Source organism: Leeuwenhoekiella sp. ZYFB001, assembly GCF_011784865.1.
GTDB lineage: Bacteria > Bacteroidota > Bacteroidia > Flavobacteriales > Flavobacteriaceae > Leeuwenhoekiella > Leeuwenhoekiella palythoae.
This window is the reverse complement of record NZ_CP050460.1, coordinates 3,707,343-3,723,757: the sequence shown is the minus strand read 5'-3', so window position 1 is coordinate 3,723,757 and position 16,415 is coordinate 3,707,343. Positions and strand designations below refer to the sequence as shown.

At 40.3% G+C, this 16,415-nt stretch carries 15 protein-coding genes; 3 read left to right on the top strand and 12 right to left on the bottom strand.

Annotation, left to right across the window (positions count from 1 at the left end; genetic code table 11):
* Positions 1-246 precede the first annotated feature (246 nt).
* Positions 247-2,664, top strand: a complete 2,418-nt coding sequence (locus HCN54_RS16030; RefSeq protein WP_167598579.1) for an ATP-binding protein — start codon at positions 247-249, stop codon at positions 2,662-2,664.
* Here HCN54_RS16030 and HCN54_RS16025 read toward each other — a convergent pair.
* The 9 genes from HCN54_RS16025 to HCN54_RS15985 form a co-directional block, all read right to left on the bottom strand.
* A complete protein-coding gene (locus HCN54_RS16025; RefSeq protein WP_167598578.1) occupies positions 2,659-4,029 on the bottom strand; it encodes a sigma-54-dependent transcriptional regulator in 1,371 nt (456 codons plus the stop codon). The genes HCN54_RS16030 and HCN54_RS16025 overlap by 6 nt on opposite strands.
* Positions 4,030-4,204: 175 nt before the next feature.
* A complete protein-coding gene (locus HCN54_RS16020) occupies positions 4,205-4,528 on the bottom strand; it encodes a hypothetical protein (RefSeq protein WP_072981246.1) in 324 nt (107 codons plus the stop codon).
* A gap of 70 nt (positions 4,529-4,598) precedes the next feature.
* Positions 4,599-4,928 carry a hypothetical protein gene (locus HCN54_RS16015; RefSeq protein ID WP_167598577.1) on the bottom strand — a complete coding sequence of 110 codons (330 nt, stop codon included), beginning with the start codon at positions 4,926-4,928 and terminating at the stop codon, positions 4,599-4,601.
* Between the two features lie 246 nt (positions 4,929-5,174).
* On the bottom strand, positions 5,175-5,576 hold the full coding sequence (gene arfB / locus HCN54_RS16010; RefSeq protein WP_167598576.1) for an alternative ribosome rescue aminoacyl-tRNA hydrolase ArfB: 402 nt from the start codon (positions 5,574-5,576) through the stop codon (positions 5,175-5,177).
* Positions 5,576-7,120: a DUF4301 family protein gene (locus HCN54_RS16005; protein ID WP_167598575.1), complete on the bottom strand. Its 1,545-nt coding sequence runs from the start codon at positions 7,118-7,120 to the stop codon at positions 5,576-5,578. The genes arfB and HCN54_RS16005 overlap by 1 nt, the downstream gene beginning before the upstream one ends.
* Positions 7,117-7,677: an AAA family ATPase gene (locus HCN54_RS16000; protein WP_167598574.1), complete on the bottom strand. Its 561-nt coding sequence runs from the start codon at positions 7,675-7,677 to the stop codon at positions 7,117-7,119. Before HCN54_RS16000 ends, HCN54_RS16005 begins: the two co-directional genes overlap by 4 nt.
* Positions 7,638-8,270, bottom strand: a complete 633-nt coding sequence (gene pnuC / locus HCN54_RS15995) for a nicotinamide riboside transporter PnuC (RefSeq protein WP_167598573.1) — start codon at positions 8,268-8,270, stop codon at positions 7,638-7,640. Before pnuC ends, HCN54_RS16000 begins: the two co-directional genes overlap by 40 nt.
* On the bottom strand, positions 8,254-8,997 hold the full coding sequence (locus tag HCN54_RS15990) for a geranylgeranylglyceryl/heptaprenylglyceryl phosphate synthase (protein ID WP_167598572.1): 744 nt from the start codon (positions 8,995-8,997) through the stop codon (positions 8,254-8,256). Before HCN54_RS15990 ends, pnuC begins: the two co-directional genes overlap by 17 nt.
* Positions 8,994-9,626, bottom strand: a complete 633-nt coding sequence (locus tag HCN54_RS15985) for a 4'-phosphopantetheinyl transferase family protein (protein ID WP_072981232.1) — start codon at positions 9,624-9,626, stop codon at positions 8,994-8,996. The genes HCN54_RS15990 and HCN54_RS15985 overlap by 4 nt, the downstream gene beginning before the upstream one ends.
* A 57-nt stretch (positions 9,627-9,683) precedes the next feature.
* Here HCN54_RS15985 and ahcY point away from each other — a divergent pair, with 57 nt between their 5' ends.
* Positions 9,684-11,000, top strand: a complete 1,317-nt coding sequence (gene ahcY, locus HCN54_RS15980; RefSeq protein ID WP_167598571.1) for an adenosylhomocysteinase — start codon at positions 9,684-9,686, stop codon at positions 10,998-11,000.
* A gap of 68 nt (positions 11,001-11,068) precedes the next feature.
* On the opposite strand, the gene HCN54_RS15975 is transcribed toward ahcY, so the two are convergent.
* The gene (locus HCN54_RS15975) at positions 11,069-11,962 is read right to left on the bottom strand and encodes a hypothetical protein (protein WP_240924905.1); all 894 of its coding nucleotides are present in this window, start codon (positions 11,960-11,962) and stop codon (positions 11,069-11,071) included.
* A 29-nt stretch (positions 11,963-11,991) separates the two neighbouring features.
* Between HCN54_RS15975 and HCN54_RS15970 the strand changes: the two genes are divergently transcribed.
* Entirely contained in the window at positions 11,992-12,330 is a 339-nt protein-coding gene (locus HCN54_RS15970; protein WP_167598570.1) for a TM2 domain-containing protein, read from the top strand.
* Between the two features lie 72 nt (positions 12,331-12,402).
* Here the strand turns inward: HCN54_RS15970 and HCN54_RS15965 are convergent, their stop codons facing one another.
* Both HCN54_RS15965 and HCN54_RS15960 read right to left on the bottom strand, forming a co-directional pair.
* Positions 12,403-13,425: a phytase gene (locus tag HCN54_RS15965; protein WP_167598569.1), complete on the bottom strand. Its 1,023-nt coding sequence runs from the start codon at positions 13,423-13,425 to the stop codon at positions 12,403-12,405.
* A gap of 1 nt (position 13,426) precedes the next feature.
* On the bottom strand, positions 13,427-16,255 hold the full coding sequence (locus tag HCN54_RS15960) for a TonB-dependent receptor (RefSeq protein ID WP_205881693.1): 2,829 nt from the start codon (positions 16,253-16,255) through the stop codon (positions 13,427-13,429).
* Positions 16,256-16,415 lie beyond the last annotated feature (160 nt).

The window sequence follows — 16,415 nt, the reverse complement described above, 5'->3', positions numbered from 1 at the left end:
TGTGTTACTAAAAGTTAATATGCAATGTTGCTTAAAAATACGCAGGTCGTCACCCGCCTTTTTAAGCGATTCCCTTGGCAGCATTATCTGCCCAGGTTCATTGGGTATGATCTCAGCTCGCTTTCTGCATAAATACAGAAGTTTAAGCACCCCTTTGAGATTTAGGGCGCAAATGTAATACAATATTTATGCTTTTATAAAAAAATTAAGGGCTTTTGTAAAAGCGAATATTAATTTTAAAATTCTATGAAAAACACCAAGCGATCAATTACCCTTAAGGTCCTTACCGGCTATATCATGATTGGTCTGCTGGTTGTAGTTGCTATTTATTTTATCTACCCGCAGATAAAAACCTTTATTTATCCTCCTAAAAAAGAACAAGCAACAAATCAAAAACTCACCTTTACCAGCAATGCGCTCAGTTATCTTTACGAGGCAGAGACTATAGGCAGAACCGCTATGGCCACCGGTTCTCAGCGGCAGTTTAAAGAGTATCAGGTTCTGGTAGATAGTATAAAAATTGAACTGGATTCCTTACAGCGTATAACAGACACTAAAGAGCAAAATGAGCAATTAGACAGCATAAAAATGTTGCTTTCTAACAAAACTAGCAACATCAGAGCAATGGTGCGCCTGCGGGACGAGCAATACTCCCGCAACTACTATGATGAAGCGCTTGACGAACTCGTTAAAGAGGATATCTATTTCGAAGATTATGCTAATGATCCGCGGTTAGATTCGGTTGACCCGTATATCAAAAGCGTGATCGTTGATTTTAATGAGTACATCCGTAAAGATACCCGCGATGAAGATCAAGGCTTGAAATCTATGGCTGAAACCGTGCGTAAAACGCTTTCAAATATTGAAGCGCGCAAGAAGGAGCTTGAGATCGATATCATCAATCGCGAAAACACCTTGCTGGCTAACGACCGAAACATCAACCTAAAAATACGCAATCTCTTAAGCACGCTTGAGCGCGAAGGAAGTTTTAGCGCAAGACAGCGTGAGGCATTTTTGAACAGCAGAATTCAAGAGATCACAAAAACGCTCAAGATCATTGGGATCATAAGTGTGGTGCTGGCTATTGGGTTTGTAATTATGATTTTTAAGGACGCATCTCGCAGTCAGCAATACAGCAAAAATTTAGAGCAAAGTAACGCTACGGCACAGTCGCTTTTGAAAAGTAGAGAACAGTTGATGGCGACCATAACGCACGATATGCGCTCACCGCTCAATACCGTTCTGGGCTTTACGGATCTGCTGAAAAAAACCGCTGTAGATGCCAAACAAATGCGTTATCTGGATACCGTACAGAAGTCTGGCGATTATATTCTAAAACTGGTCAATGATCTTCTGGATTTTGCAAAGCTGGAAGCCGGAAAAATCAGCATTGAAAAAATCCCCTTTAACCCTAAGAAGTTAATCGAGGATGTCATCGTAGTGAGTCTCCCGCAACCTTTAAAAGAAGGTGTTGAGATTCGTACCGAAATTCCTGATGAACTGGACGCGATTTTTTTAAGCGACCCTTTTAGGATCAAGCAAATTCTAGCCAACCTCATCACCAATGCTTATAAATTCACCGAAGAAGGAAGCATCACCATTGCACTTCATAAAGACGGAAAAAACCTGAGGTTTAAAGTAATCGATACCGGTTGCGGGATTCCTAAAGAGAAACAACAGCTGATCTTTAAAGAGTTTTCTCAGGCTGAAGAAACTACGCAACGCAAGTATGGTGGTTTTGGTCTCGGACTATCGATTTCGCAAAAATTAACCGAATTACTCAACGGAAAACTTCAGCTGAAAAGTATTCCGGGGAAAGGGAGTACGTTTACTTTGATCGTTCCCGTAGAGCAAACCGAACAACAAGAACCTGCCGATTTTGAAGAAGATCTTTCTGAAGTTAAACTTGATGCACTGCGACGAATTTTGATCGTAGATGATGAACCCGTGCAGCAGCAACTTACCAAAGCTACACTAGCTCCCTTCAATTTAAAAGTAGATACCGCTTCTAATGGAAAAGAAGCGCTTCAACAGTTAGAAAAAAATGAATATGATCTCATTCTTTCTGACATTCAAATGCCGGTAATGAATGGTATTGAATTTATTAAAGCCTTGAAAGCAAATAGCCGATCGCAAGATATTCCGGTGATTGCTTTAAGCGGAAACGAGACCCTAAAACAAGCCGATTATAAACATTTTGGCTTCGCTGCAAATCTCAGAAAACCCTACAAACCTGCTGCACTGATCGCAATCCTAAAAGGTTTAAGCTCAACGGAAATTGAAGAACAACAAAATATTCCTTCAACAGCAACAACTGCAACAACGTCGGGCAGGTTATATGATCTGAAACAGCTTAAAGCCTTTACTGCTGACGATAATGCATCTCTAAAAAACATTCTTATCGTTTTTGCCGAAAGTACTGCAGAAAGTTTAAGTCAGTTGAAAGAGCATCGTGAAGATCCAGAACAACTTAATCAGGTTGCGCATAAAATGCTGCCAATGATGCGGCAACTGGAAGCTGATGATGTCGTACAGCCTCTGGTAATTTTAGAAAAACCAGATTTGGTAAACAGATCGGCGATCGCTATTCAAGATCTAGTGCAACAAACCATTGAGCAAACTGAATTACTTCTAAAGCAATTAAAACAAGATCAAGATCTATAGTTTAATATCGTATTGCTTGAGTTTATTGTAAAGAGTTTTTCGATCAATATCAAGCAGTCTAGCAGCTTTGCTTTTATTTCCGCCGGTTTTTTCTAAAGCATCTAAAATGCGTTCCTGCTCATTTTTTGCATTAAATAACGCATAATCGTCCTTCTTATCTTCGACCTTAGCCATGCGGATTTCGCGAGGCAGCAATTCTTTAGGAATAAGTGACGCAGGAGCCAAGAGCACCATACGTTTTACAATATTCTTCAGCTCCCTTAAATTACCCGGCCACGCATACTGAATCAAAGATTCAACAGCATCGGGACTAAAACCTTCTACATCTTTCTCAAGTTCTTTATTGGCCTGATCTAAAAACAGGTTTATGAAAAGCATCAAATCTTCCTGACGTTCACTTAACCGCGGAACTTCAATGGAAAATTCGTTGAGACGATGATAAAGATCTTCCCTAAATTCCCCTTCTTTTACTGCTTCTTCAAGGTCCTCATTAGTCGCAGCAACCACACGAATATCAACTGCTATTTCTTTATTGCTTCCTACAGGTTTGATTTTTCGCTCTTGCAAGGCGCGCAGTAATTGCACTTGTAATTCATACGAAAGGTTACCTATTTCATCTAAAAAAAGCGTGCCGCCGTTTGCGGCCTCAAAATGCCCTACTTTGTCGTTAACGGCTCCTGTAAACGAACCTTTCACGTGTCCAAAAAATTCACTTCCGGCGATCTCTTTAGGAATTGCGCCGCAATCCACCGCAATAAACGGTTCGCCATTGCGCTTGCTTTTATCGTGAATGCTTTTGGCTACATACTCTTTTCCTGTGCCGCTATCTCCGGTAATAAGAATAGACATATTTGTAGGCGCAACCAAATCTATATATTGATTGAGTTTTGCCGAAGCATCACTCACGCCCTTTATAAATCCAGAGGTAGGCTGCAGGGGTTCATCTGGCGTTGTTGTTGAAGAGACTTCCGGTTTGCTTTTAGGAGTTTCAGGCTTTGATACCGTTTCCGTTTGCAAAGCCTTATCCACGATTTTTAGGAGTTCGTCTGGGCGTACCGGTTTTGAGATGTAATCAAAGGCTCCTTCTTTCATCGCTTCGACCGCCTTGTTTACTTCAGCATAACCTGTCATTAGAATTACAGGGATGTTACCGTGATCTTCCTTAATGTGCTTAAGAATACTTAGACCATCATCGTCAGGTAAACGCACATCTGTAATCACGAGATCAACAGTATCTTTCGCAAGAATTTTATAGGCTTCAGCAGCTGCAAAAGCGCTGGAGAGTTCGTATCCTTTTTTTGACAAAAAGGTCTCTAGCATTTTGCAAAATGCTACGTCGTCTTCAATGAGTAAGATTTTTGACAAATCGAAAAGTTTTGATTAAAAGTACAAATACCCTGTACTGCGCTACAGTTAAAAATCATAAAAAAAGTTAACACTTTTTGACCAAAACGCATAAAAAAACCCCGACTCGCGCCGGGGCTTAATTTTGAATTTTTAACCACTCTACAATTAAAAATTCAAATTAGGGAAACCTAACCTACTCTTTTGGCTCAATCCATTCACCTGCTGCATTGATGTATGCAGTTTCTGGTTCTGCCTCTTCAGCTTCTAAGGTTAACTTAAAAGTCTTGTTTTCGGCATCAACCCAAGCTTCTGTTACTTTGGCCCCTTCTTTATCTTCTGCTACCGCATCAGTTACGGTCACCGGTAGATCTGCTACTTCAATTTTAGTATATCCTTCTACTGGCGCTTGTAATTCTGTTGTAGTTACTGCAACATCTTGTGTTTCTTGTGCAGTTACATTTTCTGCTGCAAACAACATAGTTGCTGCGGCTGCTACGGTCATCACTAAATTTTTCATAATTCAAATATTTTAATGCACATTATGTGCGTTTTTATCAGTTTTTGTTTTCGAGATTATTAATCTCTTCTTATTTCTGGATTTTCACCCATTTACCTTCCTCATTAATGTATGCTGTTTCTGGCTCAGCACCTTCAGCTTCTAACACTAACTTGTAAACCATTAGTTCTTCGTTATAGTAGGCTTCTGCTACAGTTGCTCCTGCTTTATCTGTTGCTACTGCATTGGTTACCGTTTCAGGTAAAGCTGAAGCTTCAATTTTCTCAAAACCGTCTTGTACGGGTGCTTCAACTTCAGTTTGCATCATTGCTACATCTTCAGTAGTTCCTTGTGCTTTTATATTCTGAGTAGCAAAAAGCATTGTTGCAGCTGCTGCTACGGTCATCACTAAATTTTTCATAATCAATATGTTTTGTTGTTTTTAATCTGTTTTTAAAAAGCCTTTATCATCAAAAGCTCGATTAGATAAGTAGCAAAATCATACCATCATCAAAAAAGCCTGACCAAACGAACTAAAACCTTGTAAATGTGCATTTTGATCAAAACTGAGACCTTACCCATTTTTGTAGAAAAGAAAGATTTCCACAAAAAAAGTGTGGACATAATCCACACTTTTTAAAAAATCACTTAAAATACTTTGAATCCCTCAGAAAGAAGGCGGCTTGCGATTGGCTTTTTTCTCAGCATTTCGCTTTTTAGAATCTAGCCTGCGCTTTTTAGAGGCCAGAGTTGGTTTTGTTCTCTTGCGACGCTTTGGTTTTAGGAGTCCGTTTTCTAAAAGCCTGACAAGATTTTTAAAAACCTCATCTTTATTTTTATGTTGACTGCGACTCTGATCATAAGACAAAACCAATTGATCATCACTCGTAAGTTTAGACTGTAACCGCTTAAATAAAAGCTCTTTTTCTTCTTCAGAAAAAACATTGGAGTCCTTGAGACTCCAATGCAACATAACCTTTGTAGATGTTTTATTTACGTGTTGACCTCCGGGGCCGCTACTGCGCACAGCTTTAAAATCACATTCTTGTAAGAGCGCTTCTTTATTCATTACGCTTGTGCCTGATGCGAAGGTTTAAGTAAATCATTTACTGTTTTAACCGGATTGAAAGTTTCCAGCGGCACTTCAACAAACAGCGTGTTCCAGCGTGCCATTGCACCATTCCATAATCCCGGAAGCTCTAAAGCTTTGATCTCGTTACCACCGTCGGTTTTGTAGGCAATAAAAGCAAGATCAGGATTTACATAATCAAGTAAGTTGTATTTTTCACCTTTATAATTACGCACTCCGGCAACAATATCCACCGGATTAAAATGCGTAGAGTTCTTAAAGATCTCCTCCTGCTTTGCGTCTTTGTCATTTACCTGAGCGCTTTCAATAATTTGTAAAGCCACTTTACCGCTTTCATCTTCAACCCAAAACGGACCACCACCAGGCTCGCCTTCGTTTTTAACCATTCCGCATACGCGAATAGGACGATCTAAAAGTTCTTTTAAATAGCTTTTCTTTTCTTCGGTAGAAAAAGATGCATAGGCCTCATCAATACGCGTACTGAAATCTTCTTGTAAGAACGTTACCAGTTCTTCCAGCTCACCTTCAGCAATAGAATCTTTGTCTAAAAGTTCGGCGTATTTAAATACACTTTCTTGTTTTTTCAGTAGTAAACCTGCTAAAAAACGCTTCGTTCTAGACAATACTTGAATATTATCCTGCACCAATACATTGTCAATATTTTTAATGAAAACCACATCTGCATCTACATCATTCAGGTTTTCGATAAGTGCACCGTGGCCACCTGGTCTAAAGAGTAATGAACCATCGCCTTTTCGGTATAATTTGTTATCCATCGTAACCGCCACAGTATCAGTTTCCGGTTTTTGAAAGGAATAATCTACATCAAAACTCACATTGGTCGTATTACTTACCGAAGCGTGAATTTTATCGAATTCCTTTTTAAAAGCGTCTTTATGCTCTGGTGAAACCGTGAAATGCAAATCGGCGTGGCCATTTTTTGCTGCATAAGCCGCTGCTTCGTGTAAATGCTCTTCAAAAGCGGTTGCCATGTACGACCCGTAATAATGAAAAGGAATCAAACCTTTAGGCAGATTACCGTAGTTCTCCCCATCTTCAGCCATCATCGTTTTGATAAACGCATATTTAGTAGCGTTCTCGTCTTTTTTGGTTTCCTCATCAAGACCATCGATAATGTGATTGTAAAACGGAAACTTTTTATAGCCCGCAAAAAAGTTTTTCATATGCTTATCGCCGGTACGCTCCAGATACTCGTCTATTGTTTCTTTTGAAGCATCATAATCCTCCAAAAACTGATAGATCTTTTTAAACATACGGCTCGCAGCTCCCGAAGCCGGCGTAAATTTCAATAGATCAAGCTCTTTTTTATGGCTCTCATAAAAATCCAGATACTTGAGCTCTTCCTCTTCCGCGAGTTTAAAAATCCCGTCTGCCACTGTCGCCGGAGCAACCAGTTTAACATTAGGAACCCCATTAGTAAATAGATCAATTTGTGATTTGACTTGTTCTGGAGTCAAACCGTGATCTTTGATTTCGTTGATTTCTTGGTCGGTAAAATTCAATTTAAAATAGAATTTAGGTGGTTAGTTATTCGTTTTATGCGTTCTTCAATTGAGCCTTTTACTAAAATATAGGGACGGTTATTTTTGATCAAAGCATTTTCAAAAAGAGCAAACATTTCTTCACGCTGCTCAGGACGATCTCGTAGATCATCTGCTTGCCAAGGGGTATCAATATAGGTCAGGACATACAGATCGTACTCGTTTTCTAAAGCAGCTGCCACTACTTGCTCGTCGCACCATCCGTTATAATAGGCCTCACTATACACCTTGGTTTCTAAAAGGTCTGTGTCACAAAATACTAATTTTTTCCGGGAATTTGCAGCTGCATTCTCCAGCTTCATCTGGCCAATTGCAATAGGCAAGATATCTTTAGGTTCGCAGATCTTTTGCTCTTGATCCCATTTTTGCTGAAGATATTCCCGGGCAAATTCTGGCACCCAAGCAGCTTCATATTGCTTAGCTAAAGCCTTAGAAAGTGTCGTTTTTCCGGTACTCTCAGGACCAAAGAGTACAATTTTTATGCAGTTTCCGGAGTGTTGTTGAGGTATTTTTTCCACGCGATTAAGCCATAAATAGCAAGCACAGTAAAAATAAGATATTGAAAACTGGTAAATGTGAAACCTTTGTAAAAATACAGCGGTACTGAGATTATGTCTCCCACGATCCAATAGATCCAGTTTTCGATTTTTCGTTTTGCCATGAGCCACATTCCAACAAAAAATATTGCTGTCGTCAGCGTGTCTACATAAGCGGTCCAGCTCGTCCATTTTTCAAAATAGGTATAAACCGCAAAAACAAATAGAACCGTAGCCACAAAGATGATCACAGACCAAAGATGTTCTTTCATGGTAGCTCTCGCAATGGGTGTCACGTGCGTTGCATCTACTTTGCGCGTCCAGACATACCAACCGTAAACACTCATGGAGAAATAGTACACGTTGATCATCATATCTCCCAGCAGTCCCCATTTGAGTAATAAATACACAAAAATCGAAGTGCTGATCATTCCGGTTGGATAAACGAGAATATTATTCTGTTTAGAATACCACACAGAAAGCAATCCAAAAATCACGGCAATAATTTCGAGAATTATCGATGAAGTCTCATACTCTGCATATTGCCCAAAGAAAAAATCAAATACTGCATTCATACTGAAAATCACCTTGTTCAAAAGCCGTCCCTACCACAACGAGATCTGCTCCTGCATTGTAAATCTCTTGCAATTTTGATGGATTGCGAATGCCTCCACCCACGATCAGCGGGATAGAAATCGCTTCTTTTACTGCTTGAATAATTTCTGATGAAACAGGATTTAACGCGCCGCTTCCTGCCTCAAGGTAAATGAGTTTTTTACCTGAATATTCTCCCGCCAGCGCCGTATCTACAACACGTTGCGCCAACTCTTGCGGAATCGCTTGCGTTTGACTCACACGTTCCACAGTAGTTTGCTTTCCGCCATCAATTAAGATATAACCGGTAGGAATGATCTCTAAGGCTGAAGCACGCAATTTTCCCACAGATTGAATTTGCTGCCGTATCAAGTACTCCGGATTTTCTCCAGATAAAAGACTTAAGAACAAAATTCCATCTGCCTCTGCAGTTATTTGCCGGTAATCTCCGGGAAACAAAAGCACTGGCAAAGAGGTCTTTTGCTTGATCAAATTAACCGCAATCTGGGTTTGTGCTTGCGTAGCGGTGCTTCCACCTACGAGAATGTGTGTGGTGAATTCGGGTAGTTTTGAAAGCTGCTGCGTCAAAAGCGTTTCAGAAAGTTCTTCGGGATCAAAAAGTATAGCAAAAAGCGGTTTTTCGGCTTCAATCGATTTTAAAAGCGCTGAATAAATACTGGTTCCGCTATGCGCTAATTTTTCGATCATAATGCCTGAGCATAAACACACGTAAAACCTTCAAACTCCAAGAAATCAATAGCATATTTGCTGTGCTTTCCGTGGTAATTGATTACCGCATCGGTTTTATAATCCTCAAAATCAAAATCGGTAACGTTGATATGCTGAAGAAAACTCAAGCCTTTCACTCCGTAAATTTTATACAATGCTTCTTTAGCGCCCCAAACGATTGTAAGTTTTCTAATCACTGCATCGTCGTTTGCCAAAGTGCGATATTCTTTGAGTGGTGTAAAACGAGAGGCGATGCGCAAGATTTTATCGCGCTGCATTTCGATATCAATACCAACCTCAACCGTTTCACTTACAATGATCGCGGTAAAATTGTAAGAATGCGTTATCGAAATGTATTTGCCGTCTTTAAGATGCGGCTTTCCATTTTCGGTGTAATACAGGTCCTGATCGGTGTAACCCGCAACGTGCAACAAGTGTCGTATACTTAAAAATCCACGTTGGTGCAGTTGCGATTTCATACTCTCAAAACGCGCTTGACAATGAGGTGTAAGATTCACATTTTCAGACAAGGCCTCAACAGATTCTTCCACCTTCCAGATGTAAACCTGAGTGCTAGGATTGGGCGTTATAGTTTTGAAAAGTGGCACGTTAACTAGTAGATATTACGTATTTTTGCAAAAAATAAGAATTGTAAATATAAGATTATGTCAACGAAAACCGTGCAGTACGTTCCTTATAAAGTCAGAGATATTTCTTTGGCAGCTTGGGGAAGAAAAGAAATAGAACTTGCCGAAGCTGAAATGCCTGGCCTTATGGCTTTGCGTGAAGAATATGGTGCAGAACAACCTTTAAAAGGCGCTCGTATTGCGGGCTGTTTGCATATGACCATACAAACCGCAGTTTTGATCGAAACGCTAGTGGCGCTTGGTGCTGATGTTACTTGGAGTTCTTGTAATATTTTCTCTACCCAAGATCACGCTGCCGCTGCTATTGCTGCTGCAGGAATCCCGGTTTATGCCTGGAAAGGAATGAACGAGGAAGAATTCAACTGGTGTATCGAGCAGACGCTATTCTTCGGAGAGGAGCGCGAGCCGTTAAACATGATTCTTGATGATGGTGGAGATTTAACCAATATGGTTCTTGATGAATACCCAGAACTTGCTGCTGCAATTAAAGGTCTTTCTGAAGAAACCACTACCGGAGTTCACCGTTTATACGAGCGTATGAACAAAGGCACTTTGCCTATGCCGGCGATTAACGTGAATGACAGTGTAACAAAGTCTAAGTTTGACAATAAATTTGGTTGTCGTGAGAGCGCAGTAGACGCGATACGTCGTGCTACAGATGTTATGCTTGCAGGAAAACGCGTTGTAGTTTGTGGTTATGGTGATGTAGGTAAAGGTACTGCTGCTTCTTTTAAAGGTGCAGGATCTATCGTGACCGTTACTGAAATTGATCCTATTTGTGCGTTACAAGCGGCAATGGACGGTTTTGAAGTAAAACGTTTAGAAACGGTTCTTGACAAAGCTGATATTGTGATCACCACTACCGGAAATAAAGATATCGTACGTGGTGAGCACTTTAAAGCGATGAAAGACAAAACCATCGTGTGTAACATTGGCCACTTTGACAATGAGATCCAAGTTGCTTGGTTGAATGAAAACTATGGCGATACTAAAGACGAGATCAAACCTCAAGTTGATAAATACACCATCGACGGAAAAGATATTATTCTTCTAGCGGAAGGACGTCTGGTAAACTTAGGTTGCGCAACCGGTCACCCAAGTTTTGTGATGAGTAACTCGTTTACCAACCAAACTTTGGCGCAGATCGAACTTTGGAAAAACAGCGACAACTACGAGAATAAAGTGTATATGCTACCAAAGCATCTTGATGAGAAAGTTGCTGCGTTACACTTAGAAAAAATAGGCGTTGAGTTAACGCAACTTAACGAAGAGCAAGCTGAATACATTGGTGTAACCGTTGAAGGACCTTACAAGCCGGAGTATTACAGATACTAATCAAAGACTTAATATTTAAGAGAAGAGATTAGATTTAAGATATAATAACCCTCGCAGTATTGCGGGGGTTATTTTTTTACAAGCGTCATTTGCGCGTGTTCTCCTTCTTTTAAGTTGGTGATGGTACGCACAAAATTGCGACTGTCCTCTACTTCTAATCGCACAGTATTAGGAGACGAAGTTCCTTCACTTACTGCTTCTACTCTAATTTTAGTTTCGACATTTTTAAGATCAAATTCTAAGTGTTTAATCTCATGCAGCACGGTATAGTTTTCTAATACCGGTTTATCGTCTACAAACAAATTGATCACATCACCATCTTCCTTTCCGGCATCGTAGATCGCTAGTTTTATTTTTTGATCACGAGTGAAGATATTCAGGTTTTCATTTTTTGCGATGATGTTACGTGTGAGGGTGTCAAGCACCTTAGCCACCTTGATATTTTTCTTAATAGAATCTGAAAATTTACGGGAGCGCTGTACCACTTTATCTATTTTCTCCACACGTTTTTTAACCTCCTGGCCAGAGTTTACAATGATCATTCCGTCGAGGCAAGAAGTACCGTCTGCATATAGCCCTCTAAAATCCCCACTGAAGGCTTTCACGCGATCTAAATTACGCACCTTTCCTTCAAAGTTTACAAAGCAAAAATCCTTTTGTACGACAGGCGATTTAGTATATACGATGTCATACTCTTCGAAGCTTAGCAGGTTTTCAGCTTCATTATAATAGCCTTTAATATTGGATTTGGTTTCGTGCTTCCCGGCGAAATCGGTAAGGGAATAACCTTGTATAGAATCGTTGACACGGTCAAACAAAACCTTATAACTGATGAACGAAGTATCGTTCAATTTGATGACGCCAAAGAACTCATATTCTTGCGCTTTTAAGCTGCTGCCAAAAGTTAAACATATCAAAAACAAGAATAATCGAAAGGAAGGGTTTCTCAAAATAGCGTACATTTTAGGTAGTTTAATTAACCTTAGATCTTATGAATTTCAAAATTATCTTTTCACTGGCACTTCTGCTAATGATTTCAACAACAACTTTTGCCGGCTTTCCTGTAGAGCGCGTTGCAAAAGCAACCACTGAAGTTAACGCTGCTGCTGAAGCTTCAAGCGAACTTATTTCTCCTGCTGCGGTAGCGGCAGATCGTCAAACTGTAGCGATCTTGCTTTGGTTATTTTTAGGAGCCTTTGCAGCACACAGATGGTATTTAGGTAGTCCGATTTTATGGAACATTGTCTTTATCTTAACCGCAGGATTCTTTATCGTAGGTTGGGTTATTGATGGTATCGAGATCATTACCGGCACGTACCCAGGATTGTAATCCGTATTATTTTAAAACACAAAAACCCGCCACACAGGCGGGTTTTTTATTGATTATGACTTGGGGTATCTTCTATTTCAGCTTACCCAAATCGTAATAATAAAAGGTTCCGTCGTCATTCATTGCGACAAACAAACCGTTTTTGAACGTGTCATTTAAAGGTACGGTCACCACCTCGCAACCATCGGTCTCTGTTGTGGTAAGATTTACAGCTTTAATCAGCTCATTGGTTTTACGATCATAAATATTAAACTGACCGTATTGCTGATCTGACACAATGATCATTCCGCTACCGTCCTCGTAAGCTGCGATCGCGATCCCTTCAATATCTTCTAAGAAATCTTCTTGTCCAAAAGCGGCAAGTTGCTCATTTCCTTTAGCAGGTTCTGCATAATATTTCTTTACGCTGTCTCCCTCATCAGAATAATACACAAACCCCATAGCATCGTCAACAGCAATGGCCTCGATCTCTTTTTTACCACTGAAGTTCCCAAACTTGCGTATCAAATCAAAACCTACCAAACTATCGGCTTGGGTTGTGATTTTGTACTGATACAAGTAATTCTCGGTTGGTCCCGTTTTACGGCCAACAATCGCATAGAATGCGCCATCAACAGCCGATTTATACAAGCTGACACCCATAGGATACTGAAACGCTTCATTAGCGTCATCAGCAAACACCGGAAAACCACCACCATCTAAAGGCTTCATATCAGGCACTGAATAAATACGCAACATTTTACGCTCTCTTTCGGTGAACGCGATGATATCGGTTTGTGTTGAATCGGTTACCGGAAAACCGTAACGCAGATCCACATTGTTAGGGCGTTGAATATTGGGAATTGATTTCTCAGGAATAATCTTTCCTTCGAGATCAAAGGCAAAAATTCCGCCATCTGTATCCTTATCGGTACCAAAAACGATACTCTGCGATGCATCTTCCGGATTGATCCAGATCGCAGGATCATCGGTATCATACTTTACATGTTCGGTAATAATATCAGGTTTAATTTCCGGCAATTGCGACTTTTTGCTTCCGCAGGAAAATAAAACCACTGCCGCGCCTATGCCGGCGATATACTTTAAATTTCTCATTCTAGAATAAATCATATTTTACACCAAAAGTTAAACGCGTGCTGTAGTATTCCATTTGCATGGTACGGTTTTTAACACCTTGGTAATAACGTAAGGGTTGATTGGTAATGTTGTTCAAGTTTGCATACACTTGAAGATTTCGTGACAAGAAAACGGTCGCGTTAAAGTCTAAGAAAAACTGCTCGTCATAAAAACGATCTTCAAAAGCGTTACCTCCTAATTCGTCTATGTACGCATCAGAGTAATTTCCTGAAAGCCGCGCGCTAAACCACTTGTCTGCATACGAGAGTGACGCGTTAAACATATTAGGCGAAGAACCCGGAAGATCAAGATCACCACGCATATCACCGTCTTCGTTAGCGATACCTTTTGCTTCAGAATTCAAGTAGGTATAATTAACGTAGATACCAAAATTCTTTAGGAAACCTGGAAGGAAATCCAACTGACGCTGAAACGCGACTTCTGCACCAAAAATACGTGCTTTATCTCCATTAAGCGGCTGGTACAATTCATAACCGGTACTTTCTTCTTCTGAAACGCTAGTGTAGATAAAGTCGTTTAAGTCTTTATAAAATACACCTCCTGAAAGAATCCCCACTGAACTAAAATACTTCTCGGCCATAAAATCAAAGTTCATCGCCGTGGTAGGATTCAACTGTGGGTTACCTATAGAAACCTCATCATCTTCTCGCTGTCTGTAAGGCACAAGGTCGATGTAATTAGGTCTAGCTAACGTGTTTGTCCACGCAAAGCGTAATACCGTATTTTCTGAAGCGTTGTATTTGAAATGCACGCCTGGCAATACGTTAGTATACGAACTCTCATCGTTGATTTGCGTAAAGGCTTCCGGCTCGTCAACATCAAAGTTGTTACCCGTACTTTCTATTCGTGTATTTTCAACCCGAAGACCTACAAGTACACTCAATTTATCTGAAAGTTTCTGATTGGTCATTACATAACCTGCGTATACATTTTCGGTCACATCAAAGTTGTCACCAAGATATTCATCAGGAAGCGCTTCACCTTCAAAAGCAGCAGCATCATTAAGATTAAGACTTCCTAAAAATTCTGGTGAAGCAAAAACGCCCGGTCTGTATTTTGCACCTGCTAAGAAATCATCACCCGTATACGCACGCTGATCTACCATTGCCAGATTATCTAACGCACCGGTAAGCGGTGAATATTCAAAGAAGTTATTAGCTCTATTTTTGTTTTTAAAACGGCCTCGTACACCAAATTTCACACTACCATCACCCTGAGCAAAGAAATCTGCAGGAAGCTCAAAATTAGCAAAGAAGTTGATGTCTTTTTCTTCGGTAAACTGGTATTCTTCAGTAAGCTCGTCTAATTCAAATTCGCTTAAATCTTCAGCAGCAGCTGGCGTATGAATAGGCTTGCGCGTGTCGTTGATCTCATTATTGATTCCATATTCTGTAGCATACACTAGGTAACGCTCGTTAGGGCGCTCTTCTGAAGCTTTTGCGAAAGAACCCATCCAGGTGAACTTCAGGTTTCCGAAAAGGTGATTTCCGCCTAAACTATAATTTTGCATACGCTGATCTTCAAGACGTCTGTTTTGAATTCTTCCGCCGGGAATACCTCCTTTAGTCTCTCGTTTTGCCTCTACCGGAAAACGAGAAGGTGTGCCGTTTACGATCTCAAAATCTCCTTCCATAATGTCTTCGGCATCTAAAACTTCACTAGAATACGCAAAACGATTCTCGCGGTCATCGCGCCAGTTATACATCGTCTTTAAGTAGATCTCGTTGTTTTCGTCAAAATTATAATCAAAATTGGCCGAAAAACTACGTCTCACACGCTGTACCAAATACTTGCGGTTCTCATAAACACTCGCATACGGATTCACGTCTTCTTCAACCTCTTCGCCCGCGGCATTGGTATAAGCAAACGTATCTGCCCATTCTGCTTCTACGTTATCACTACCAAAGTCGTTATCATTGATCGATGCTGAAACCATCCAACCAAACTTTTTGTCTTTAGAGCGGTCACCTACTAAGAACGATCCGCTTAAAATGCGTTTATCAGTAATAAAATTGATTCCTGAACCACCTGTTGCCGAAAGTCTAAAACTCTGCGGCGTAGAGCGCGTAACCAAGTTTACAGACCCACCTAAAGCGTCTGCATCCATATCTGGAGTTACCGCTTTATTCACTTCAATGGTCTGGATCATATCAGAAGGAATAAGGTCCATCTGTACGTTACGATTATCTCCTTCTGCTGAAGGAATACGGCTACCGTTTAAGGTTACCGAGTTTAATTGTGGCGCAAGACCACGCACGATTATATTACGCGCTTCCCCTTGATCTACTTGCATCGTGATCCCCGGAATACGTTTTGTCGCGTCACCAATATTAGCATCAGGGAATTTCCCAATTTGATCTGTAGAAACCACATTGGTGATGTTTACATTGTTCTTCTGCGTATTTAATGCTCTGGCCTGACCGCCGGCACTAAATCCCACAAGTTGCACATCGTCTAGCTGGGTTTCTTCTGAAGCTAATAAAATAGAAACCGAAGTAGTTTTGCCCGCAGTAACCATCACCTCTTTGGTAAAATCTGCAAAACCTAAATATTTTATGGTAAGTGTGTGATTGCCTTCAGGGATTTCAACAAAGGTAAATTTCCCGTCTTGGTTAGAAACAGCTCCTTTATTAAGGTCATCAATCATCACCGCGGCACCCGGAACATTGATACCGTATTCATCTGTAATTACTCCCTGAATAATGCCTTCCTGAGCAGATAATCCGGAATAATTTAAGGTAAAAAGCAGCGTTACAACAAGCAACTTTAGACTAGTAATTATTTTCATTTTTTTGATGTTTTGTTTGCACCAAATTTACCTGAGCCCTTTAAACACGGGCTAAATTAAAGTCTAACAAATTGTAAAGAATCCAGAATTTAGAGGCTACAACAAGGCAACAATTACCTAAACTTTACACACGCGTAACCTTGAAGAAAAACTCGAGGTG

Bases quoted from the DNA above. Each gene is read 5' to 3' on its own strand.
- HCN54_RS16030 (WP_167598579.1), top strand. From the start codon at position 247: ATGAAAAACACCAAGCGATCAATTACCCTTAAGGTCCTTACCGGCTAT.
- HCN54_RS16020 (WP_072981246.1), bottom strand. From the start codon at position 4,528: ATGAAAAATTTAGTGATGACCGTAGCAGCCGCAGCAACTATGTTGTTT.
- HCN54_RS16015 (WP_167598577.1), bottom strand. From the start codon at position 4,928: ATGAAAAATTTAGTGATGACCGTAGCAGCAGCTGCAACAATGCTTTTT.
- arfB (WP_167598576.1), bottom strand. From the start codon at position 5,576: ATGAATAAAGAAGCGCTCTTACAAGAATGTGATTTTAAAGCTGTGCGC.
- pnuC (WP_167598573.1), bottom strand. From the start codon at position 8,270: ATGAATGCAGTATTTGATTTTTTCTTTGGGCAATATGCAGAGTATGAG.
- HCN54_RS15990 (WP_167598572.1), bottom strand. From the start codon at position 8,997: ATGATCGAAAAATTAGCGCATAGCGGAACCAGTATTTATTCAGCGCTT.
- ahcY (WP_167598571.1), top strand. From the start codon at position 9,684: ATGTCAACGAAAACCGTGCAGTACGTTCCTTATAAAGTCAGAGATATT.
- HCN54_RS15975 (WP_240924905.1), bottom strand. From the start codon at position 11,962: ATGTACGCTATTTTGAGAAACCCTTCCTTTCGATTATTCTTGTTTTTG.
- HCN54_RS15970 (WP_167598570.1), top strand. From the start codon at position 11,992: ATGAATTTCAAAATTATCTTTTCACTGGCACTTCTGCTAATGATTTCA.
- HCN54_RS15965 (WP_167598569.1), bottom strand. From the start codon at position 13,425: ATGAGAAATTTAAAGTATATCGCCGGCATAGGCGCGGCAGTGGTTTTA.
- HCN54_RS15960 (WP_205881693.1), bottom strand. From the start codon at position 16,255: ATGAAAATAATTACTAGTCTAAAGTTGCTTGTTGTAACGCTGCTTTTT.